General features: G+C 51.1%; 17 protein-coding genes. 3 read left to right on the forward strand and 14 right to left on the reverse strand.

From position 1 onward, the window contains the following. Positions 1-343: 343 nt before the first annotated feature. The 12 genes from HX778_RS20835 to HX778_RS20890 all read right to left on the reverse strand — a co-directional run bounded on the left by HX778_RS20835 (position 344) and on the right by HX778_RS20890 (position 18,946). Positions 344-2,053 carry a LeoA/HP0731 family dynamin-like GTPase gene (locus HX778_RS20835; RefSeq protein WP_176982949.1) on the reverse strand — a complete coding sequence of 570 codons (1,710 nt, stop codon included), beginning with the start codon at positions 2,051-2,053 and terminating at the stop codon, positions 344-346. An 18-nt stretch (positions 2,054-2,071) separates the two neighbouring features. Continuing rightward, on the reverse strand, positions 2,072-4,456 hold the full coding sequence (locus HX778_RS20840; protein WP_176982950.1) for an AAA family ATPase: 2,385 nt from the start codon (positions 4,454-4,456) through the stop codon (positions 2,072-2,074). Positions 4,457-4,817: 361 nt separating this feature from the next. Next, complete coding sequence (gene ygjK / locus HX778_RS20845) at positions 4,818-7,169, reverse strand: alpha-glucosidase (protein ID WP_176982951.1); 2,352 nt, start codon at positions 7,167-7,169, stop codon at positions 4,818-4,820. 17 nt (positions 7,170-7,186) lie between these two features. Next, positions 7,187-8,245, reverse strand: coding sequence for a protein YgjJ (gene ygjJ, locus HX778_RS20850; protein ID WP_176982962.1), 1,059 nt, complete (start codon positions 8,243-8,245; stop codon positions 7,187-7,189). 39 nt (positions 8,246-8,284) lie between these two features. Continuing rightward, positions 8,285-9,718: an amino acid permease gene (locus tag HX778_RS20855; RefSeq protein ID WP_176982952.1), complete on the reverse strand. Its 1,434-nt coding sequence runs from the start codon at positions 9,716-9,718 to the stop codon at positions 8,285-8,287. 222 nt (positions 9,719-9,940) lie between these two features. Then, positions 9,941-11,374, reverse strand: coding sequence for an amino acid permease (locus HX778_RS20860; protein ID WP_038474935.1), 1,434 nt, complete (start codon positions 11,372-11,374; stop codon positions 9,941-9,943). Positions 11,375-11,467: 93 nt separating this feature from the next. Then, complete coding sequence (locus tag HX778_RS20865; RefSeq protein ID WP_176982953.1) at positions 11,468-11,917, reverse strand: beta-galactosidase subunit beta; 450 nt, start codon at positions 11,915-11,917, stop codon at positions 11,468-11,470. Further along, on the reverse strand, positions 11,914-15,006 hold the full coding sequence (ebgA, locus tag HX778_RS20870) for a beta-galactosidase subunit alpha (RefSeq protein ID WP_176982954.1): 3,093 nt from the start codon (positions 15,004-15,006) through the stop codon (positions 11,914-11,916). The genes HX778_RS20865 and ebgA overlap by 4 nt, the downstream gene beginning before the upstream one ends. A 176-nt stretch (positions 15,007-15,182) precedes the next feature. Further along, the gene (gene ebgR / locus HX778_RS20875) at positions 15,183-16,166 is read right to left on the reverse strand and encodes a transcriptional regulator EbgR (protein WP_038474942.1); all 984 of its coding nucleotides are present in this window, start codon (positions 16,164-16,166) and stop codon (positions 15,183-15,185) included. 167 nt (positions 16,167-16,333) lie between these two features. After that, positions 16,334-16,675 (reverse strand): DUF1294 domain-containing protein, encoded by a 342-nt coding sequence (locus tag HX778_RS20880; RefSeq protein WP_176982955.1) that lies wholly within the window; start codon positions 16,673-16,675, stop codon positions 16,334-16,336. Between the two features lie 70 nt (positions 16,676-16,745). After that, entirely contained in the window at positions 16,746-18,038 is a 1,293-nt protein-coding gene (locus tag HX778_RS20885) for a DUF445 domain-containing protein (RefSeq protein WP_176982963.1), read from the reverse strand. Beyond that, positions 18,038-18,946, reverse strand: coding sequence for a LysR substrate-binding domain-containing protein (locus HX778_RS20890; protein WP_176982956.1), 909 nt, complete (start codon positions 18,944-18,946; stop codon positions 18,038-18,040). The genes HX778_RS20885 and HX778_RS20890 overlap by 1 nt, the downstream gene beginning before the upstream one ends. Positions 18,947-19,110: 164 nt before the next feature. Between HX778_RS20890 and HX778_RS20895 the strand changes: the two genes are divergently transcribed. Together HX778_RS20895 and uspG are read left to right on the forward strand one after the other, a co-directional pair. Next, complete coding sequence (locus HX778_RS20895; protein ID WP_176982957.1) at positions 19,111-19,884, forward strand: SDR family NAD(P)-dependent oxidoreductase; 774 nt, start codon at positions 19,111-19,113, stop codon at positions 19,882-19,884. A 494-nt stretch (positions 19,885-20,378) separates the two neighbouring features. Continuing rightward, positions 20,379-20,810, forward strand: coding sequence for a universal stress protein UspG (gene uspG / locus HX778_RS20900; RefSeq protein ID WP_038474952.1), 432 nt, complete (start codon positions 20,379-20,381; stop codon positions 20,808-20,810). A gap of 44 nt (positions 20,811-20,854) precedes the next feature. On the opposite strand, the gene HX778_RS20905 is transcribed toward uspG, so the two are convergent. Both HX778_RS20905 and HX778_RS20910 read right to left on the reverse strand, forming a co-directional pair. Further along, positions 20,855-22,240 (reverse strand): amidohydrolase family protein, encoded by a 1,386-nt coding sequence (locus tag HX778_RS20905; RefSeq protein WP_176982958.1) that lies wholly within the window; start codon positions 22,238-22,240, stop codon positions 20,855-20,857. 48 nt (positions 22,241-22,288) lie between these two features. Next, complete coding sequence (locus HX778_RS20910; RefSeq protein ID WP_038474956.1) at positions 22,289-22,894, reverse strand: ankyrin repeat domain-containing protein; 606 nt, start codon at positions 22,892-22,894, stop codon at positions 22,289-22,291. A gap of 178 nt (positions 22,895-23,072) precedes the next feature. On the opposite strand from HX778_RS20910, the gene HX778_RS20915 reads away from it, so the two are divergent. After that, the gene (locus HX778_RS20915; RefSeq protein ID WP_176982959.1) at positions 23,073-24,002 is read left to right on the forward strand and encodes a LysR substrate-binding domain-containing protein; all 930 of its coding nucleotides are present in this window, start codon (positions 23,073-23,075) and stop codon (positions 24,000-24,002) included. Positions 24,003-24,364: the final 362 nt, after the last annotated feature.

The raw sequence follows: 24,364 nt of genomic DNA on the forward strand, positions 1-24,364 counted from the left end.
GTAAATTACCGTCGATATGATACTGACCCTGGCCCAAAATCAATGCAGGGCTCAACCTGATTGAAGAAAAATGAATGGCATCAGTGCCAGAAATTATCCTGACGCACTAGCCAAGGGATAACAGACTGTATTTTCTAAAAAATTTACCTGTTGATACAAATTTTATCGCACAGGATTTTTTTATATAAAACAAATCAGTACTTGATGCATTCGAATCCTGTAGGGACCATTTCTAAGTCAACACAGTTATTCCCAAATCAAGTGGTATCTGGAGGCTTTTGAGGGGATTATTAATGCCATCAGAAAAGTTTCTGACGGCATTATCTATTATCTGCGAGAAAAATTAAGCGTGATTTTCGGCGATGATACGATACTCCCCTTCAATAAGAGCCCCTTCACGCTGCCACTCATCAAACGATTTCTTACGGCTGGTGGTCTCTTCGTTCGCCTGTAAAACAATGCCGAGGCTTTCTTGCAATTTTTTATATATAGGAAAAAGCTGATTAATAAAATCATCCTGATTTAAAGAGTCCAGTAAGCCTTTTCGTTGCTCTTCTAGTATTGAAACAATTTGTGCCACTACCTCACGGAATTCGGCTTCAGCCTTAGCTTTTTTATAACTATCAAAAGCCTCCATAATGAGACCTGCTGCTGCAAATATAGCATTAGCTTTAGCAGCAAAATTAACAGCTCCCCATGGCTTGAATTTCAAGTACTTGGCTAAATCTACGCCCACCATTTTGCCTGCAGAAACTATACCGTCGCGAGCAGCTAAAATATGGGTATTATTTAATTTAATATTTTTCAGACTGGAAATACCTTTAGCGGCTAAATCAGCGCCTACAGATGTTTCAAAGCGGGTAATTTCATTGTCAAAATCCAGGCTGATGCGATTTAAACTGCTGGAAACAGATTGGCACTGACGACTAAATTCCTTTTCAATTTCGGTATTCAATAAAATGCCGTCTGTACCAATTTCACTGTCATAAAAATCGTTAAAGGTTGTTAAGTCCGTACCTTTGACCTGGCGGATGAGTGAAGTGAAATAATCACTGACAAAATCCATTAATCCCACGCGAACATTGGCAATTTTAATTTCCATCGGCGCAAGTTCTTCGTTCAGATGTTTGGCTGTATCAGATAACTGGGTCAACTCACTGTCTAATAAATTTTGTCGTTGCCGTACTAAAGGCATTTGTTTACCCAATACATCCTGGATCATACTTTTCTGTGCTTCCAATACAATCGGCGTTACCCCGCCGTTTTGTGTGATGTTTTGGCGAGTGGCATCTTGTAAAGTGGCAATACGTGATATTTTCTTAAATTCATCTAAATGCTCCAGCCAGTAAGATGTGCCCTCACCAAATGGATTGGCTGATATAGCAACAATTTTTATATATTCTGCCTCTCGCTCGGTCAGATTGATTAAGGTTTTCAACCGGCTAATAACGTTATCTTTTTTTATTTTCAGTTTTTCACGATAATCCCAGTCATCTTCTATATCAGCGACTTCATCAAATCGACTTAAAACAAAAACCGTTCTTGGCAATAAATTCAAATCACGGAAGAGCCAAGCTAAGTCATCCTGATGACTTTCCTTGACTGGATTAACCGAGTTCATGACATAGAGCACTAAATGTGCTTCACTGACATATTTTTTTGTAGTTTCTTTATATTTTTCAATTTCACCTTCGCTATTTACTTGCTCCTTAAAGCCAAATAGTCCAGGTGTATCAATTAACTCAATGTCATCATCCAAACGATATACCTGCACTTCGTTGGATGATTCTTGTTGGCTAATGTTCATACTGCCGTTTAACCGCTCCAGCCAGGCTGCGGCAATGGATGTTTTTCCTTCGGAAAAGCCGCCAATCAGGGCAACTTTTAAGATCCCATCTTCAGAAGTCTTCAGAGCCGTGGCCAGTTTTTCCATCTGAGTTGGATCCGGCTTCAAGCCGAAGATACGGCCTTTTTCAATAAATGCCGCTAGCTTTTGCAGTGCCTGGCGGGTTTTCTCCTGCTGATGTTTAAATTCAGCTACAGTATTACTCATAATAATTCCTTTTCCAGCCTAATATTTAATATCACGGGCTATGGCGGTTAATTCAACATCAACCTGGTTAAATAAAGCATTAATGGCAATACATTGCTTAACCGGTTCTTCTAGTTGATGTTTTATTTTTTTCATTTCTACGGAAATTTCATATTTAATTTTAGCGATGATTTTATTGATTTCTTTTTCAATGGTATTATCTGCCTCACGCAGGACTTTATCTGCTTCTTTTTTCTGTTGGGCCTTTTTGTAGTTAGAATCAAAAACACCCCAAACAGATTTAGCTATTCCGACCAAAGAACCCAACAGGGCCAGAACGCCGCCAACAAATGCAACTGTCCAGCCCACGGGATTACTCGCCAGGAAAACAACGCCAAGCGCGGCGCCGATACCACCAGCAACCAACCCACCAACTTTAAGCCCGTTATCAACATTAATGTTGATTTTAAAGTTACTTTGCAAATCAAAGTTATTATTTTGAGCAGTGACAATATTTTTCAAATGTTGACTTGAACGAGTAATAATACCTCTAATTTTTTCACCAAGCGCGTCAGCTTCTTTATCAATTGATTTCTTCAAATTATTTTTAATGTTTTCAGCATTCAGCTCAAGCGTCTGATTGAAAGATCGTTTAAATTCATCATTGCTTATGTTACTTTCAATCTCATCATAAATTTCTTTTTGTACCCGATCGCGAAAAGCACGGCGAATTTTGCCACCTACAATATCAAGGCTGCCAATGAATTCTTCCAGGCTAATATTTATTTGTGATTGAGCATGGAGTACTTCGCTCTTTACATTTTTTTCCAGCTCGGAAAAATGGGTTTGCGGCGCCCTAAATTCATCCAAAGAATTTCTTAATGTTTCATAGGCTTTATTTTTATTTGATCGTTTTATTTTATCTCGATAGTTACTAATAATTGTTGTTTGCAGGCGAGTGATGAAATCTGTTAAACCACTTAACGATAAAATAGCCTCAGGGCCACCAAATTGATCTAAAAACTTTCGCTGATCGGCAGCATCTTTACTACCGGGTGCAACGCATTCCGTGAGCGCAAGGTAAGCGGGGTGCGCACTAATAGCCAAACTTCCGCAGTATTGTTCTTTCAATTCTGCTTTTAGTTTTTCATCCATTGCCGCCAAACCGTTAACGATGTCGTTATTCAATACAGGCAAAGTCAACTGGCGTGGGCTCCTGGCTGGATGATTGTATATCGACCACACTTCGCTTTGCGCCCCCAAATGCTTTTTGATTTTCTCCAAAGTTCCTTGTGCACTTCCTGGGCTATCATCGTTCGTCTGCGGTGGGCGGGCTGTACGAGTTACATAAAACACAGCGTGGGCCTTACGTACTGCTTCTTCAATCGGAGCGCTGACAACAGCTTCATCGCCTTCGATGCCAGGAACATCGATTAAAGAAAATGAATGTCCATTCAAATCAAAATCAAAAGAGGTATTCACGCGGGTAAAATCAGAACGACCATCACCAATGATCTGCCCGTCGGCAAATTCGGTTAGTTTTAATACTTCATTATCTAAACGGCTTCTTTCATCCTCAGCTTTTCGCAGCGCTTCCTGTAATTCTTGTTCTCTTTCAGCAACTTGATTGTGTTCATGTTGTTTTTGTGTCTGAAGTTCAGCCAGGGCGGTAGATGCCTGCTGTATCAGTCCGTGATGATGATCAATAAGTTCTTTCTTTTCAATTTCTTGCTGTTTTTCTGTTTTTGAAAAATGCTGCGTTATTTCTGCGAACTGTTTTTCTTCGGGGGATGGGGATGTTGAAAACCGTGCGATAATTTTTTGCCACCATTTTCGCTCGGCTTTAACTTTTTCCAGCAGCTCATTTAGCCTGGAAATTTCTAACATAAGATCGCTTATAGCCTTGTTATGCTGCAGGTCTAATACTGCAGATTCCTGCACGGCATTTTCCTCTTCCTGGCTAACGGCCAACTCTGCCTGCATGATCGGTACAGCATATTTTTTCGACAACCCAGCAAGCTCTTGACGAACCACCTCAATAGCCCGTTCCGTATCCATAATCACACGTCGCACTTCGTCAAATGCTTCCTGGGTTAGACCGAACCGTTGCTGAATTTCTTTAAACCTGCGCTGGCTTTCCTGCTTGGTCTTTTCACCCAGTTGCAAGCGTAGTGCTTCAATCAAAGTGGATTTACCCGCATTGGTTTCGCCATAAAAAGCGATGGTAAAGCGTTTCCATTCACTGCTTGCTTTTAACTTTTCCAGTTCAGCCTGTATCTGATTATTGAGCTGTGCTAAGTTTTCCATCGCCCCAGAAATGTCTTTTGCTAAACGACCTTCGCGCTGCTGCTCCGATAATCTCTGGATAACACTTTGAATTTTATTTTGGATGAGCTCATAGGTTTCATTGGATAGTTCACTCATTTAAGACCTTTCGTTTGGTTATTTTTTAATTAACTGTGCAGTGTATAAGCTTACAATCTCTTTACAGGAGGTTGTTTATATGGAGATCAATTTTTTTCAAAAAAAAGAAGTAGGAGGCTCCAAAACCGGCGGCTGAGAATAAGTCGTTTTGTTATTCAGTTCGGAAAGTGTTGGAGCGTTCTGCTTGAATACATCGGCAGTTAGGCCGATTACTTTACAGAGTATTTTTGAATCAAGCAGGTGGTGTTTATTTCAAAATATCGCAGCGTTTATGAGGGATACGGGGCACTAAATATACAATAGGTTGAGACGGCAAAGCCTGGAATTCGCCTGATGGCGCGGTCACCATCAGGCTTTAACGCTAAGGTTTACGGAAAAACTCGTTATATAACATATATAAATGTGCCGCACTCCAGGAGAAGTTTGGTGCTCCCTGCTGGGCGCCAGTCAGCGGATTATAGTTTTCCTGAATTGGGCCATCGGAGGTTAAGCCTTTGGCGTGTTTAAAGAATGCATCCGCCAGTTTAAGCGCCTCTTCGCGATGGCCGTAACGCGCCATGCCTTTCAAGCCAAACCACAGCTGATCGACCCAGACACGCCCGCGCCAGTAAATATCCGGGCCAAACGCCGGGTTGGTTAACGCCGCCGTACCGAGTGGCACAAAGGTGTTGAACTCCTTTTTATCCAGCATCACTGAGATAACACCGTCAGCATGCTGCTGCGTTGCTGCACCGTTAAACAGCGGTGACCAGCCTTCCGGTCCTTTACCTCGTTCAACAATCGGCTTACCGGCACAGCCGTTCGCCAGTGGTTGAGCTTCAATACGGATGTCGTAATAGAATTTCGTCTGCGGGTCGAACATGCAGGTATTAATATAATCCGCGAGTTTCTGTGCCAGCGCCTGATAGCGCCTGGCGTCTTCCGGCTTGCCTAAAATACCCGCCATCTCCGCCAGATAATGGTTATCGCTGTACATGTAGCTGGCCTGGTCAACCGATTCCTGCAGCAGCGAGTAACCGAGCAAATTGCCCTGCCGATCGCGGTTTTCAGCAAATTTCACCGTCCAGTCGCCGCGCTTACCGCCGTTCGCGACGTAATTATCCAGCTGATCTTTATCGATAAAGCCAAATACCGCCGCATCATCGCGCCCGGACTCCCACGACGCCGCAGTTTGGGCCGGGATTTCAAGGCTGTCGTAATCGCCTTTTGCCGTCACGCTTTCATAAGCCTTCAGGCCGGAAAGCATCTCCTGCTGCGTCCCTTTTTTCAGGGTAAACAGCATCGCTCCGCCGGCAGTATTGTGCGCTTTATCGCGCGTGGCACCGTATTCCGGCACGCCATTGCCGTTATGGTCGCGGTTGCGCAACCACCAATCGTGATAGGCCACCAGCTTCGGGTACATCTCCTGGAGCCAGGCTTTGTCCTGGGTGACGTTGTACACCTCCATCACCGCCCATGCGGCCAGGCTCGGCTTGGTATTACGTTCGTTCCAGTTGCTGCCGTCACCGCCGCGCTCCGGGCTGAGGTTCCAGGCAATCAAGTCCGGGACGAACCCGGTGTCCTGCGGGCGAACCTTATCACCAGGCTTAATTTGCCAGGAGAACACGGCGCGGATGTTCTCTTTGGCTATTTCCGGGTTGAAATGCGCCATCGCGTAAGCCTGTTTCCAGGTATCCCACGGCCAGGTCTGGTTACCGGAGAACCAGCGCCCGGTGACCGATGGCGTAACGGTGTTGTGCTGCACCGCCCCGCCCGGCGCACGCCAGTTACCGTTCAGCGTTTCAATGGCTTTTACCGCCACGCGAGTTTGTTCTGCGGTGGCATCCGGATTAGTCAGCCCTTTTTGCAGATATCCTTCCCAGCGCTGTTCGGAAGCTTTCAGGTAAGAGGCCGGACGCGCCAGAATATCTCGAATCTGCGTTTTCTCATGCTGTACCTGTTCGGCGGTCAGCAGGTGTGAATAGGTGGTGTACAGCGTAGTGGAGCCGTTAATTTGCGCGGTGCTGGTAAAACGGTGGCCATCAATTTCAGTGTTCGTCGTCATCGAACGGTGAATCTGGTACTGCGATTCACCGGAGGTCATCAGCGCGGAGTCGGCGCGCACCTTGCCAAAAGTCACCGTCAGGCCATCATGAGTCGCCTTCAGGCGGCGTTGATAATCAGGAAACGCCGCGTCGATGGTTTTATCCGACAGCGCTTTCCCCTCTTTGGCCTCAAGCTTTTCCAGCAGCTCTCCGTCCCACACCAGCTTCAGCGGCGTGCTGCTGGTGATTTTGGTTTCCAGCAGTGAGGTGTGCGGGCTGGCAAAACGTAGCGTCATCTCAACCTGCACGCCGGGCGCGGAGAGCTTCTGGATTAACGCGCCGGGAATGCTGTACGCCTGCATCGTGAAAGCCAGTTTTTTACCGTTCTGGTACACCGTCAGACGGTCAAAATTGGTCGACATAAAGTTGATGTACTCTTCCGTCAGCAGCGCCGGGCCGGGGAAACCGCCCATCGTTGCCGGGCCGTCAGGCAGCAAATGCCCATGCCACGCGCCGAGATCAAAGAACGGGTTAAAACGCTGATGATCGTCGTAATCAAAATCCTGCATGTACTGCGGCGCGCCGGTGCGGTTAACCACATTTTTGAAGTCGTCGGCCGTGACGGCGTGGGCGGAAAAGCTCAGCAGCAGCGCACAGGCGAGCGGCGTCAGGGTGGAAGTCATATTCATGGTTGTTATATCCCTTCTTACCAGTAGAAATATTGCATCAGGAAAATTTTGTCGCTCGGGTCGCCAGAGGCATTCTGCGTGTAAAATCGGCTATCTGCGGCGGTAGCGAAGCGGCCATTGCCGTATTCATACCAAATGCCGAACTGCACAAAAGCGGTGGTTTCATCGGCGGCGCGGTCCGGGCGATGCCTGGCATAGCTGTAGGCGGTGGAGAGATAAAAGCCTTTGAAAGCTTCATACATGGCGCTAGCCATAAAGCCCGTTTCGGTTCCGGGCGTTCCCAGCCCCTTCGCCCGCCCGGTGTGGTGCCAGGCACGCGCGCCAAAATTCGGTGATAAAAAGCCGGTCAGGAACATTTCGCCCGTGCCGTCAGTCACTTCCATCCCATTCAGCCAGGTAATATCTTTGGCGATATCGTACTGAATGTAGCCGTTGACCATCGCCGGGTAGGTGTATTTGTCGTCATAACGGTCATATTTGCCGAAGTGCAGCCAGGCCTTGCTTTCGTTGTGATGTCCCGCGGGCGTGGCGGTAACGCTGTAGCGGAAACTGCCGTGCAGATTCTGCACTTTTAGCGCGTACTGAATATCGCGGGTATTGGGGATCACATAGCCCAGGTCCGGGGTAAAATCCGCCCACCACTGCAGGTCATCCAGCGAGGAATCCTGCCGTACGCTGAGCATAATTTCCGTGCTGTCAGCGGTTTTATAGCCGCCGTAGAAACGGTTAATACCGCCTTCAAAACCGCCCCAGCTGTGATCGGGCACCCAGGCGTTACCCTGATTATCCGCCTGCACCGTCCAGCCTTCGCCGTAAATTAAGCCAAACCATGGCCCATGCTTAATTTCCAGGCCACCTTCAATATAGGTGCCATCACTATATTTATGTTTATCCTCGTTTTCTAAATCCATATAGCCGCCAACGCCTGACTCGCCATAAAAACGGTATGAAGTGGTATTCAGCGTCGGTGTTTTCGTATCATCATGCTCCGCCGGGTGCAGCATCTCAGCGGCCCGAACGGGGGTGCAAAAAGCCAGAACACCGAGCGCCCCGCAGAGGTATTTTTTATTTTTCATCATATTTTAAAAGACAATAATGGTTGTTTTAAAATTATTTCATGCAGAATGCACGATCGGTTTTGCTTCTGCCCTTTGCTCTTCCGGCGTTAGCCCTTTGATATATTTACTGTACTTCCACCATGCGAAGCCCAGGAAAAGCACTATTCCCCCCACGTTATAAAAAACGATCGTCAAGATATTCCCACCCGTCGGGAATGTAGACGCGACAAACCCAATGGTAAAAATAACAATCAACATAGAGACAATCGTAATACCCGTTTTCTGTGAACCCATTTTGAAATCACGCGGCAGATGATCGTATTTACGGCGAAGATTAAGGTATGCCAGCATAATGAATAACGGCGGCAACATTGAAGCAGCCGCGGTCATATTAATAATGGTATTCATTAAATCCTGAACGGTATTAGAGCCCAGCATCGGGATAATCATCAGAGGAATAACAATCAAAAATTGAATCCACGCCGCGCGGGCAGGCACACCATTTTTATTCAGCTCGACGGTTTTTTGACCAAAAATACCGCTGGGGATTTCCGAGAAGAATATTTTGACCGGCGTCGCCGTCCACATCAGCAATGACCCGAACATGGCGGTGAAGGAAACCAGGCCAACAAAGCGATTAATTAAGATTTCCGGCAGGCCGAAATAAACCGCCATGCCGTGGAACACCTGCACCGACCCGCCTGTGAATTTCAGCTCTTTACTGCTCACAAAGACGTTAATCAGCACCGACGAAATCGAATAAAGAACGCCGATAAAAATCCCCGCCAGGATTATCACTTTAACGAACGATTTCGCCCCGCCCTTCACGTCATTCACGTACACCGCAACGGATTCAGCGCCGCCGGCTGCCATGAAAATCCAGGTCGTAATACCGAGGAATGCCCAGTTAAAGTCAGGGATCATGGCCTCAACGGTAATCGGGTCTGCGGGCTGAATACCGCCCACCAGCGCGGTGCCTGAGAGCAAAATATACGACAACGTGAGCAGCAACATGAGAGATGAAGTGACGGAGGTAATCGGCCCCAGCATTTTTGCGCCATTGGTCGACACCCAGGTTGATAGCGCAAACAGCACCATGCTCAGCAGCGTGGTGGCTATCGGCGTCAGAATGTATTCATAGCCGAGGAACGCATATGAAGCATAGGCAATAACACGCGGCAATAAAGAAGTGAAAAAGAACAGGTTAACGAACCAATAGGTGTACGCGGTAATAAACGCCCAGCGGCCACCCAATGCACTTTTCACCCAGGCGTAGACCCCGGCCTCTGAATTTTTATTCAGTGACACAAACTCGGCGATAATCAAACAGAACGGAATAAAATAGAGCAACGTAGCCAGAAAAAACATCGGGGCCGACGCTAACCCAAGTTCGATATTGTTATTGATGACGTTATTAAAACTGTAAACAGCGGCAAAGGTCAGCGACAGCAGGCCAAACTTGCCGATGGTATTACGTTTAGTATCAGACATAACACATCTCCACGCAGTTTCCTTCCGTGGGTAACCCGAAGGGTCTGCGTTGTTTGTAGGATAGAGGGCGTTAACCACTAATGTATATTTTAGTAAAAAATTTAGTAAAACAAAGAGTAGAAGTCTGGTTGCTTTAACCCGATCACGAAAATAGTGTGAGGTATGCAGCGATGAAAAGGAGGAGATGCGCCAGCCGAGGGAGGGCTGGCGACGATGCGGATATTATTTCACTGCTTTTGGCACCGCCCGAGGCGAGGTTACCAGACGTTTCTTCTGTTTATTTTCAAAACGGGTGATCCACCACCAGGCAAGTCCGGAGAACACTGCGGTCATAAAGACGTTAATAAAGAAGGCGTTAACCAGATCCACACCCGGCGGGAACGCAGAGGCGGCCATGCTGACCACAAAAATAATCATCAGCATAGAAACGACGCTCATCCCAACCGCTTTTGACCCCATGCGGAAATCACGCGGGGTGTCATCGTGCTTCCAACGGAAGACAAAGTAGGCCGCCATAATAAATATTGGCGGCAACATCGCCGTCCCCGCCGTCAGGTTGATGGCGGTATTCATCATCTGTTGGACGCTGGCGGAGCCGAAGCCGTTAACAATAAGCATCAGCAGCACAAAAACAAACTGCCACCACGCCGCACGCACCGGCACGCCGTGTGCATTCAGTTCGGTGGTTTTCTTGCCATAAATCCCTTCCGGGATTTCCGAGAAGTGAATTTTGACCGGGGCCGCCGTCCACATCATCATGCTGCCGAAGATGGCGATAAACAGAATAATGCCGACAAAACGCCCCATTAGTGCTTCAGGAATATGGAAGTACGCGCCAAGACCGGTGAAGATTTCCACCATCCCCGCCGCGTAAGTGAGATCTTCTCGTGCGACAAAAACGTTCACTAATAGCGAGCCCAGGGCGTACATGCCGCCGATCAGCACCCCGGCGGTAATGATCACTTTGATGAAGGATTTCTGCCCGCCTTTTGTATCATTCAGGTAAGCCGCAACGGTTTCTGCCCCGCCCGCCGCCTGGAAAATCCAGCACATGATGCCAAGCGTTGCCCAGTTGATGGTCGGCGTCATTGCCGCCAGCGTAATCGGCTGCGCCGGTACGTGCCCGCTGCCCAAAGCCGTGAAAGCCCCGACCACGTAGATAGCAAACAGCGCAAAGACGCCGTAGGCCACGCATTCAGAAATTTTCCCCAGCCACGTCGCGCCCTTGGTCGAGATATGGGTTGCCATCGCAAACAGCACAATCGAAATCAGCGACGTCACCATCGGCGAGAACGGTATTGAGTACCCCATAATGGCGTAGGAGGCATAGGCCACGACGTTCGGCAGTAATGAGAGGAAGAAGAACAGATTCACAAACCAGTACAGGAATGAGCCCAGATAGGCCGCGCGAGTCCCCAGCGGCTGCTTCAGCCAGGCGTACATGCCTGATTCAGAATTTTTATTCGCCGAGACAAATTCGGCGATGATAAAGACAAAGGGAATGAAGTAAACCACCGTCGCGAATAAGAAAATCGGCGCTGAACTCAGCCCTAACTCGATATTGTTATTGACGATATTTCGTACGTTAAAGACCGCCGTAAATGCCATCGACAGCAGGGCGAACTTGCCTATTTTTGCCCGAATTGATGTGGACATACGTCCTCCGAAAATTCACATCCCCCGTTATGGGGAAGTACAGGGAAGACCAGCGGGGCGTGCCGCTGGCCTTGGTGCGCACCGTAACTAGCGTTATTTATTAAGAAAATAGCCGTCTTCAATAGTGACTCTGAGGATCACTTTTTTTACCCATTCATCGCTGATAAAGCGGTAAGCCTCTTCGGTGTCGCAGATAACCATCTGCCCCTCGTTTACCGTCACGATTTCACCGACGCCTTTCAGGTATTCCCGATCGGTTTCGTCCCGGTAGCAGGCCACCGTTCGCAGCTGCTCTTTCGGCGCGAACTCAATTTTTTGCCGCCCCTGAAGGTAGTAATGCACGTCGAAATAACGACGACTCCCCGCAAACAGCGCGTCAGTACAGCTCTCGGTGCTTACCCGATAAGAGAGCGAGTCACCGATCGAATGGGCCACGCCGGGGCGAATATTGTCGATGTTATTGATGGCTTCCACGCAGCGCTGCCACTTCCGGCCGCTGTGATAGATCTGCTTAAACTCTTCTAAATTATCGAGAACTCTCATTGTTCAGCCTCGCTATGTGAAACAGGAGAAAAGAAATCAGCGCCGAAGTTATGATGCGCGAGCGCCTGCGAGGTGCTGCGCCCGCCTTCCAGCGGCAGCAACGTAAAACCGTAATTGAAAGGTTTAAGCCACACGCGCCAGCTATCCAGCACTTCGCTCCCCCACGAGTTGGAGCCGAGTCCGAGCAGTTGAGCGTCAATGTTTAGCGTGATGTCGTCGCTGCGCCGAAGCTCATTACAGTGCTGCGCGGCGTGCAGGTTTTCAGCGGTGTAGTGCCAGGCACTAATGTTGATGGGTTGGCTTGGCACCACCAGCAGGCCGCTACCGTGACGGTCGGTAAACGACGCCCAGCGCACATGCTGGCGGTTGCCGTTGTTCTGCGGGAAGGGATAGTTGACGAACATACCATCAACGGTGGTGCGCCAAAGATCGATGATGTTGCTTTGTTGGCTGTCGGCGTAGTTCTCGCCGGGGCCACGGCCGTAATAATTAACCTGCTCAAACTCGCCGTTGATCCCCAGCATAAAGCCGATGCACGGCACGATATGGGGATAATCACCGTAGCACTCGCCCTGCAGCTCAACGTTGATATGCCCCTGGGGGGTAATCTGCCAGCGATAGGTGCAGCGCATACCAAAGTCGAATACCGGCGGTGCAATAATCGTCCGGGTAGAGATAACCGCCGTGTCGCCGTGCATTTCAGCGTTAAACTCGCGTAAATGCTCCTGCATAATCGGCAGGTGCGCGGGTTCCCACAGCCCTTCAAACTCCTGCTTATGGTTATCAATCATCGGCTTGAAGAAGTTGATTTTCGGCTCACGGGTGACCTGATTAACCCCATTCACCTGCCACTCGGTCAGCTTGCCGCTCACCTTCGAGAACACGACGTGGAAGTTGTGCCCAATAATGCGGTAGCTCAAGCGTTCGTCGGCAACCTGCAGCGGCGTGGCGCTGGTATTTATCCACGGCGTTTTTGCCGCCGTCTGCGCTTTTAGCGGGAACTGATATACCGCAATGGCGTGATTAGCCTCGCTGTACAGGGTGCGGGAGTCTTTGGTCACGCTGATATTAATAAAGGTTTCACGCTCATCAAGCTTCGGCAGCGCAATGCTGACCTCGCGGGCGCTGTTGGCGGCCAGCCCTTCCACTTTCAAACGCTGGCTGGAGAGTGTTTCGCCCTCGGCACGGATCTCCACGTTCAGGGTGTAATCGTCCAGACTGGAGAACCACAGTTTGTTCTCAATACGCAGAATGCCGCGCTGAAGATCTTCGGCCCGGACTTTTACCGGCGCAATGACCTGTTTGTATTCCTGTAGCCCTGGCCCCGGCGTTTGGTCGGAGAAGATCAGCCCATCAAGGCAGAAATTGTAGTTGTTGGGATAATCGCCGTAGTCGCCGCCATAGTTGTACCGCACCGCGCCAGTTTCGTCAGTGGCCTGAATACCGTGATCGCACCACTCCCATACATAGTGGCCCTGAATGCTGTCGTGCTGATAAAAGACATTTTGATATTCGGTCAGGCCGCCCGGGCCGTTACCCATTGCGTGGGCGTATTCACAGATAATGCGCGGCTTAGCATGCGGATATTCCCCAAACTCGTTCATCAGCGGCACACGGGTATACATGGTCGAAATAATATCCACGACCTCTGCATCACGATCCTCTTCATAATGAACAAGGCGCGTATCGTCCAGCGCTTTGCAGGCGCGGTACATCGCACGAATATTGCAGCCGTAGCCGGATTCATTCCCCAGCGACCAGATGATGATTGACGGGTGGTTTTTCTGCGCATGAACGTGACGCACGATGCGCTCGACGTAGATGTGTTCCCACTCCGGGTCGTCGGTGATACGGCTCAGGTTGCCGACGTTGGCGAAACCGTGCGATTCCACGTCCGTTTCTGCCATCACGAACAGGCCATAAATATCACACAGTTCGTAAAAACGCGGATCGTTCGGGTAGTGGGCGGTACGCACTGAGTTGATGTTGTACTGCTTCATCAGCTGCAGGTCTTTTTCGACGCGATCCATCCCCACAGCGCGGCCTTTCAGGTGGTCGTTGTCGTGGCGGTTGACGCCGTGCAGCATCAAATAGTGGTTGTTGACGTAAAACAGGCCGTCGCGCACTTTAATATCGCGGAAGCCAACGCGCTGCGGGATGATTTCAAGAATTTCACCTGCGGCGTTTTTCAGCGTCAGCACCAGGTGATACAGATATGGGTTTTCTGCCGACCACTGCTGAGGGGCTTTTACCTCAATCGAAAAATCGGTATTAAGCTGCCGATCAACCGTTAAATGCTCTTTCACCCCGTGATAAAGCGCAGTGTCGCCATCGAACAGGGTGTATTCCAGCGTGGTCCCGGCGGCTGGGGTCGCGAGGTTCTCCAGCATCAACTGGCAGGCAAGTGTCGCATCGCGATAGTCATCGCTAAAATCAGTCCGCAGCGTGAAGTCCTGCACATGCAGCGGATGTTTCCCTAACAGGTACACGTCACGGAAAATCCCCGCCGTCCACCACATATCCTGATCTTCAATGTAGGTCGAGTCCGCCCATTGCATGACGCGAACGGCCAACAGATTGTCGCCGGTTTTCACCGCCGCACTGATATCAAATTCGGCCGTCAGGCGGCTCCCTTTACTGAACCCGATATACTGGCCGTTAACGTAGACTTCAAAATAGGTTTCTACGCCATCAAATTTGATAATCGTTTGTTTACCCTGCCAATTATCACCGAGGGTAAACACACGCTGGTACGCGCCAGTCGGGTTGTCGGTTGGCACAAACGGCACGTCAATCGGGAACGGAAAACCTTCATCGGTGTACTGCAACTGGCCGTGGCCTTCCATCTGCCACATTCCCGGCACGGTAATTGAGCCCCAGCCTTCAATCATCTCAGCGGTAAACGCTTCAGGAACCAACAATGGATTGGTAAAGAACCGGAAGTTCCACTGCCCGCTGAGGGATAAGAAATGATTACTGTTTTCACGCACAAACGAACGCGCTTTCGCCAGTGAATCATAAGCGAAGAAATAGGCGCGCGGCGGCAGCCTGTTTTCATGAGTAAGTTGAAGATTTTCCCAGCGATTCATCTCGCCTCCCTGTACGCACTAAATAATTGCGTTTTATTTTAGTAAAACTTTTACCAAATAAAATAAGCAGAGACGATTTGCTTTAACTCGATCACAAAATGAGCATTCGGGACAGGGGTGTATCAGCAGGTCAGGGATACCGCCGGAAAACGGTTGTTCTCCGGCGCCAGGGGAAGCTAGCGCGTGGTACCGCGCAGTTTGAGGACGCTGGGAACAAACACATTGAGCGGCAGAGCACGGCCATCACGGGCTTTTTCAACCAACAGATTAACGCCCTGGCTGCCCATCATTTCGGAATGGATACGCACCGTGGAAAGCGGTGGGAAGGTAAAACGTGCGGTTGGGATATCGTTCACGCTGATCAGCGAAATGTCGCCCGGTATCTTCAGCCCACGTTCATGGATGGCTCGTAAAACGCCAATCGCGATGGAGTCTGACGCCACAAACAGCGCAGAGGGATAATCGCCCTGGGCCAGCATCGTCTTTGCCAGTTCGTAACCCGATGAGCTTGAGAAACCGCCGCGCCAGATGTCGTTCTCGGACACTACGCCCTTCAGGCGGCCATATTCGGCGAAGGCTATCTCACGAATATCCGCTTTTCCTGGCCGATCCTGACCACCAATGAACCCAATACGCGACACGCCCTGGGCAATAAAGAAATCAATAACCTCTTTGGCAATCCTTACCAGATCAATGTCTACGGCATCGTACTGGCCGCCTGGCTCGTGAAAATCGATGAAACAGAGGTTATCTGTCATCGCGCGAAGGGTTTCACGGGTCCCATCAGAGGGCTGGCCAACCACCAACACGCCGGTCACCTTTTTTAGCTCTGGCAGGGCATGCCCGAGATAACAATTCGTTAATTCGATCCCTAATTTTTCACATTGCGTTTCAATCCCATGGCGAATAGCCAGGTAGTAAGGATCGTTAATTTCCAGATCTTGCTGATAGCTGTAGAGCGCCAAAAAATGATGCTGGCCTACGGGATTGGCCAACATTCTGCGCGAACTGCTGTTTTTATATTCCAGCTTTTCCGCTATTTCGAGTATCCGCCGCTTGGTTTCTTCTTTCACGTTCAGGCCTGGGTCGTCATTCAACACCCGCGACACCGTCGCCAGTGAAACGCCCGCCTCAACCGCAATGTCTTTCAATGTCGCCATCTTTTTCCCTACCGGACAAAGCTCTTTGTTTGCCCATAGTGTAAAGCAAGCCTGGGGACATGCATCTGTTTTTAGTAAAAATTAGCGATTTTTTAGCCACTACGATGAGGGAACAAGATAAATAAATACGGGCGTCAGCCTTTTATCTATGCCATATAAAATTTTCGTCAACGGGATAAATAAAATTTATATACCACGGCAATAATGACAATGACGTTTACGAGCACCGTAATAAAAAACCATTTTCTGAACGGCTGTTTTTGCGTTTTATGGCGAAAACTTTTTTGGGCCAGAATCGCCCCGGGCCAGCCACCTACCAGACCAAAGATAAGCAACGTTGCCTCCGGCACGCGCCGCCAGGCCTTTACCGCAGCCAGTTTGTCACCGCCGTAAACCAGCAGCGTGAGCACATTCACCAGCCCAAACCACATAACCAAAGAGTGAGGCATCAAAGCGCTGCCCACCGCGGCGAGCACCAGAAGAAAATAGCAGAATTGGTTAAGGATCATAGGATATCGCAGCAATAGGTCATTGAAAATAAAACGTAATTATACCTAAAATTTCACATGGCTCTGCCAGTTAATTTGGATGTCCGGATAACAGCGGCTCAATCACGCCCGGCAGCTGCGAAAGCAAATACAATACAAGGCCAACCGAGCCGCCCACCAGCGTGCCGTTAATGCGGATAAACTGCAGGTCTTTGCCGATGTTCAGCTCAATCTGCCGCGACATATCTTTTGCGTCCCAGCTTTTCACCGTGTCGCTAATGTGCCGGGTAAGAAACGCAGAGAAATCCGGCGCTACGTGCCGTGCCGCCTGCTCAAGATGCTCATTCAGCGAAGCCCGGAGCGAGGCATCGGCCATCAGCGTTTCGCCCAGCCACTGCCCCGCTTCGGCAATGCGCTTTTGCAGCCGGGAATCTTCGCTGGCGATGTCAGTTTTCAGCCAGCCGCGCAGGTCGTTCCAAAGCTCGCCGAGGTAAAGGTTAAACTTCTCATCCTCCTTCAGGTAACTTTTGATCGTTTCCGCTTTGGCGGCCATTTCCGGGTCATTTTTTAGATTGTCGATAAGCCGTTGAACCGCGCTGTCAAAGGCGCGGCGAATCTGGTGCGTTTTGTCCTGGCTGACGTCATCCAGCAGGGAGTTAACGGCGTCGGACACCAGCTCCGCACTTTGCTCCCCCAGCCATTCGGTGGGCAATACCTTCGCCTTAACCGGGTGCTCGGTTTCCAGCCAGTGGACGATTTGGCGGGCAATAAACTCCCGGCTGGCCGGTTTCTCCAGCAGCGCCAGCAACTGAGCAATCACCGAGTCGAGCAAGGCCTGATGCCGGTTGTTTTTGGTCAGGCTTTCCAGCAGCATCGCGCTGGAGTAGCTGAGGTCGACTTTATCTATCGCCTTATGCACCGCGCGGCGAATCAGCCCCTGAATGCGTGCGTCGTCCGTCAGCGATAAAAACGCCTCCATGACCTTGAGCAAATGCTGCCCTACCCGCTGCGCATTGTCCGGCTGGCGAAACCAGTTGCCCATCATCTGCGCCGGTTCGTGGCGGCGAATAAGGTCAATCAGCGACTGGGTATCGAGAAACTTCTCCTGCACGAACTTGCCGAGGTTCTCGCCGATTCGGTCTTTATTACGCGGAATAATGGCCGTATGCCGGGAGATAAACGGGATCGGGACGCGGCGAAACAGCGCCACAACCGCAAACCAGTCCGCCAGCGCGCCAACCATCGCCGCTTCAGAAATAGCTTTCAGGCCGCTAACCCAGAAGCTTGGCGGCAGGAATAAGGTGGCGACAAACGTCGCGGCGGCAATCAGCAACAGCGAGAGCGCCAGCCGTTTTGCACGCTTTAATTCGGTGAGTTTTTCCATCATTTAAGCGTAGCGCCCGTCTCTGCCACCAGCCAGTCATGGAACAGCGTGACCTCCGGGCGGCGGCTGGACCGCTCAGAGCGAACGATAAAATAGGCCCAGGTCAGCGGCCATTTGTGCTGCGGGAAAAGCTGACGCAGCTGCCCAAGATCGATCGGCTGCTGCACCAGCGCTTTGCGCACCACCGCCACGCCACGGCCGCTTAACGCCGCGAGGATCACCGCCGACGTGGAGTTAATATGCAGTCCGTTTTGCTCGCACAACGCTACGCCAACGTGCTGAGAAATTGTTTCCCAGTCCGGGAAGTTAGCGCCAGGGTGCGGCGTATCGTCGTAGATAAGCTTCTGCTTCGACAGCCAGTCGGCCTCGGTCACGCCGTTGAGCAGTTGCGGGCTGCAGACGATTACCGCCTCTTCATCCATCAGCCAGGTCGACTGCAAACCAGGCCAGTTGCCGGGGCCACAGCGAATGCCTAAATCGGCTTCACCGTGCAGCACGTCGGTGAGTTTTTCGGTGACGTTCAGACGCAGGTCGATGCTGTCGTGCTGCTCGGAAAAGCGATTCAGGCGCTCCATCAGCCAGTTCATCATCAACACCTGCGAAGCCGTGATCACCACCACGGCTCTCGCCCTGGCGCCACGCAGCTTATTCAGACCCTGCTCGAGGCCGTCCAGGCCGGCGGTGATATCCTGCAGCGCGTCTCTCGCCTCATCAACCAAAGTCAGCCTTTCTTTCCCGCTCCTCGTGCGGTGCAGCAGCGGATGGCCGACCCACTCTTCCAGCGAACGAACAAGCTGCCCGACGGCGGCGGGGGTTACGCCCAGCTCTTGCGCTGCCCCGGTAAAACTGCCGTGACGTGCGGAGGCTTCAAAGGCGTGGAGCCATTTCAGGCGATTTAGCGATCTCATGTTTTCTCTTCGCAAAAGACGACATACCGACAAGATAGTTTTTCTTTCTCGATATGCAAGTTCTTATGCTTCGTCAGGCCCAAATGGGTTTGGCATTCTGTCGCCATTCCGGAGGCCCACAGCAGGCTGCTTCCTCTTATTAAGCCAAAAGAAACGAGGTCATCATGTCTACATCATTCGCAGGTAAGAAACTTTTAGTTGTTGGCGGCACCAGCGGTATGGGCCTGGAAAGCGCCCGTCAGGTGCTGGAAAACGGCGGGAAAGTTGTGCTGGTCGGCAACCGCGTCGAGAAAGCCGAGCAGGCACGTCAGGCGCTATCTGCCCTGGGCGAAGTGTCCGTCATCGTCGCGGACCTGATGAGCCGCGAAGGGATGCGCAAAGTGATGGAGGTGATTAACGCCGGGCACCGCGACATCAGCCTGCTGGTGAACGCCGCCGGGGTTTTCTTCCCGAAAGCCTTTACCGAACATGAAGAAGCGGATTACGACATGTACATGAGCATTAACCGCGCAACCTTCTTTATCACCCGCGAAGTGGTGAAAAACATGGTCGCAGCAGGGATTAAAGGCTCCATCGTCAACATCGGTTCCATGTGGGCACAGCAGGCTATCGGCGCCACGCCTTCTTCCGCCTACTCCATGGCGAAAGCCGGTTTGCATGCGCTGACGAAAAACCTTGCTATTGAACTGGGTTCACACGGCATCCGCGTGAACGCGATTTCCCCGGCCGTAGTGCATACGCCAATTTATGAAGGCTTTATTCCTAAAGAGGATGTGGTGGGCGTGATGGGCAGCTTCGACAGCTTCCACCCAATAGGTCGCGTCGGCACCCCGCGCGACGTTGCAGAAGTGGTCAGCTTCCTGCTGTCTGACAGCACCACCTGGGTCACCGGCGCGCTGTGGGACGTGGACGGCGGCGTGATGGCGGGCCGCAACTAGGCGCAACTGTCCTTCTCCAGAATGGGCTGCCTCTTAGTAACAAATATGCTCTATGAAGGGTCGGCTAAAGTTCCGTTCACTTCCAGCCCTGTTTTATCTGTCATCACCGAAGCGGTGAACGACTCGGGGAAGTCACCGTCACTTCCCCGAGACCCCGGACTCCCGGCCAAATAAATCGCCGCAAGCGGTAAACCTCCGTTTTATCTCCCAGTCCTGGGTCGNNGCGATGAGCTCGCCGGGCGCCGGGGCTGTCCGGGGGATGGCGTTATCCCCCGGACACGTTCACCGTACTCTGAACGTGCAGGGGGAAACTGATTTACGGGTGAACGGAATAACTGCGGATCGAAAAATATCTCCTGGAAGATTTGAAAGAAAAATTTGTGTAAGAGACAGCCCATACGGAATAGGAAAATGCCTTATTCCCCCGTCAGATCACGGTGAAAAAACATCGTTAGTGCCAGGATAAATGAAACGTAACCAAAAGGAGATTAACGATGTATAAAACCATCTTAATGCCGGTGGATGTTTATGAAATGGAGCTCACGGACAAAGCCATTCGCCATGCCGAATATCTGGCGAAGGAGTCTGAGGGCACTATCCACCTTCTGTACGTTCTGCCTAAATCCCCGCTGTTTAATACCCACGGTTTTTCCTCTGACATCCGTAAATTCGACGAATATCTGAAGAAAAACGCCGAAGAAAAGATGGAAGAACTACGCGGGCACTTCTCGCTGCCGAAAGAACGCGTGGTGCTGGAGATCCGCTACGGTTCGGTGCGGGATGAGGTTAACGAGGTCGCGCAGGAAATTCACGCGGATGTGATTATTGTCGGTTCGAAGAATCCGTCTATTTCTACTCATCTGCTGGGCTCTAACGCCTCCAGCATTATTCGCCACGCCCGCTTCCCGGTCTTCGTTGTCAGATAGAGAGTAAATAAATAGCCTGCTTATGCAGGCTATTTTAGTTCGAGTTAAATAACGCTTCCCCAGACTAAATTCCCCTGATGGAAGGTCGCGGTTCGCGGAGAAATACGCGCCACGGCTTCTGCCGAACAGGACGCATCCACCAGCACGAAGCTTGCCTCATCCTCTGCCTTCGGCCACACCTGTTTGCCTTTGTCGTCCAGCGGCAAAATATTGCCGGTGGCAATGGCCAGCGAACGCGACAGGCTCAGCTCGCTCGGGCGAACGTAAAGCTGGGCATAAAGGTTGGCTTTTTCCAGCATGTCGCCCAGCCCGTAAGGCGACCAGTGGTCAATCACGCTATCGGTACCGGTCATCACCAGCACGCCCTTTTGCTGTAGCTGCCTGAGCGGCATATGCAACGTGCCGATAGGCACGGTGGAGGCAATGCTAATCTGCTGGGCCGCCATACGCGTGGCAATGTCATCCACCTGCTGCGGGGTTAAGGTCGCCAGCGCAAAGCCGTGGCTGATGGTCAGTTTGCCTTTAAGCTGCGGGGTTTTCTCCACCGTTTCCACCATGTAATTCACCGCCGCGACGCCCGCCGGGCTGGTTTCATGCAGGTGGATATCCACGCCTTTGTCGTAATCAAGCGCAATCTGGAACATGGTGTCGAGCGACTTCTCCATCGCGCCGTCAACGTTGGTTGGATCCAGGCCGCCGACGTAGTGTGCCCCGGCCTGCATCGCTTCGCGCATCAGCGGTTCAGATTTCGACAGCAGCAGGCCATGCTGCGGAAACGCCACGATTTCGCAGCTCAGCCCGGACTTTCTCTGCTCCAGCACCGCCTGTAGGTTTTCAAGGTTTTTCAGGCCGGAAACCGGCTCGATGTTGCAGTGGCTACGGGCAATGGTTGAACCTTTGGACTGGATAAGATCGATAAGCTTGCCGGCACGTTCACGGGTGTAAGGCTGAAGCTCAGGCAGAATTTTACGCTCGTAGGCAATCATATCCATGATGGTGGTGCCTTCCGGGCGGTTATGCACCTGCCACGGGCCGCCGTAGAACGTTTTGTCCAGGTGAATGTGCATATCGCGCATGGCCGGGAGCAGCAGTTTGCCGCCAGCATCATAAGCGTGCAGAGAACCGTCCGGGTGAGATTTATTGGCGCGCAGTGCCGCAATTTTGCCGTCTTTGATTTCGAGCGTGTGCAGTTCGGTGCGGGTGCTGACGGCGGTTTCGCCCTCGTAGTTAAACCCTGTTTCCAGCAGCACGTTGTCCAGGTAATAGTGTTTTTCACTGAGGGTCTTCATCTGGCTGCCGCTCTCGCTAACATTTGCAGGTGTTTTTGCGGCCCAGGCCGCGGTTCCGGCTGCCCCAAACAGCGCACAGGCGGCGGCGACCTTGCCGCCTCCGCTGATAAAATCACGACGGCTTTTTTCAATTTCAGTCATTTTTATTTTTCTACCCAGAGAGATTAATAGAGGTGAGGTTTACGGCGGCTATGCGCCCGCGTCTCTCAATAATTGAGCAATTTCGCGGTAGCCTTTTTCTTCGGCCAGCTCCAGCGGCGTTTTGCCGTACTTATCCGTCATGTGCGGATTAGCGCCGTTTTCCAGCAGCAGAGAAACGATCTCTTGCTGCTTTTTACCGCCGTCGTTCAGCACGATGGCCTCAAGCAGCGGCGTCCAGCCGAGGAAATTGGTGTGGTTGACGTTGATCCCGGTGTGTTCCAGCAGCTCACGCACAATCTCAACGTGGCCTTTTTCGCTGGCAGGCGTAATACCTACGCCGCCAAAACGGGTTAAGCGAGTCAGGTCCGGCCTGGCGGGTAACAGCAGGCGTAACAGTTTGAGATCGTTATTCAGGCAGCTAATCAGGAAAGGGTTGAAACAGGTTTCATCCTGCTGATTAATGTCCGCGCCTGCGTCAATCAACAGCGCCACGCAGTCATATTTTTGGCTCAAGCTGGCGAGGGTGATCGCCGTTCTTCCCTGGCGGTTGGTCACGTTAATGTCCACGCCACGTTCCAGACATGCCTTAAGCGTTGCGGCTTCCCCTTCCAGGGCCGCCGTCAGAAACCCGGTAACCAGCTCTTTTTCAGACATACTGTTCTCCTGTCGTTCGCGGTTATTGCTGAAATTCGAGAATAACAACGCCCTGGGGGGAAGAACATCCGCTTAAAAAAGATTCATCGCTGATGCCGCTATTGTTGAATGCATTTTAATAATCCCTCGAAAATGTGTCAGAATCCCCGCATTGCGCGCCGTGAAAAGGGAGCACGAAATGAATTCCATCTTTACCGAAGAGAATTTGCAGGCTTTTACCTGCGCCGCCCGCTACGGCAGCTTTAGCCGCGCGGCCGAAGAGCTGGGCGTGACCACCTCCGCGATCAGCTACACCATTAAGCGCATGGAGACCTGGCTCGACGTGACGCTTTTTATCCGTAATACCCGCAGCATTGAGCTGACCGAATCCGGGGTCTATCTCTACCGCAAAGCCAGCGATTTATTGAACGATTTTCAAGGGATCCGACGGGGAATTGACACGATTTCGCAGGGGATCGAAGCCAAAGTCAGGATCTGCATAAACCACCTTCTCTACACGCCTCAGCATACCGCCAGCCTGTTACAAATCCTCAAACAGCAGTTCCCCGGCTGCCAGATAGCCATCACCACCGAGGTGTACAACGGCGTTTGGGACGCGATGCTCAACAACCAGGTTAACGTGGCGATTGGCGCGCCGGATGCCCTGCTGGGCGGCGGCGGCATTGACTACACGGAGATTGGCGTCATCCGCTGGGCGTTCGCCGTGGCGCCCGGTCATCCGCTGGCGGCGGTGCAGGAACCTATCCCCGAAAGCCAGCTCAGGCTGTATCCGAACATCATGGTCGAGGACACCGCCTCCACCATCAATAAAAAAGTGGGCTGGCTGCTCCACGGCCAGGAAGCGATTGTAGTGCCGGACTTCAACACCAAATGCCAGTGCCAGATCCTGGGCGAAGGCATCGGCTTTCTGCCGGATTACATGGTGCGCAGCGCGGTAGAAAGCGGCCAGTTAGTCACCCGCCAGGTGCACAACCCGCGCCAGAATTCACGCATGTTACTCGCCACCCAGCACGCGGCGACAGGCCAGGTGACCCGCTGGATCAAACAGCAATTTCAGCCCGGCGGCGTGCTGGCCGGGCTATATCAGGACTTGATGTACCAGGACTAACCCGCCTTTCAGCATCTCGCAATCAGGAATAACTGCGCTTTTATTAGCGCAGTTTAATAATCGCTAAGAGCGTAAAAATAAAAATCACAATTATTCACAAAAAGTATTTATCGCTAACAAATAAACGCTTTTTTAATTAAATAAAATAGCAATTCATGCGTTTGAAAATTTAATAAATTGCTAACAACTGACCGATGTGGAATTAATTACGCTCACCTGCAAACCTATGAAATTTATTTAGGGGTTAATCCTGATGTCAGAAATTATTTCAACACCTGTCACTTACCAGGTCGATAAGCAAACCTTTGAAGGCGCGCTGGTCTATCAGGCAAACCACAGCGCTGCGCTCCCGGGCATTCTGA

The sequence above is a fragment of the Cedecea sp. P7760 genome, assembly GCF_013386425.1.
In the GTDB taxonomy this organism is placed as follows: Bacteria; Pseudomonadota; Gammaproteobacteria; order Enterobacterales; family Enterobacteriaceae; genus Cedecea; species Cedecea selenatireducens.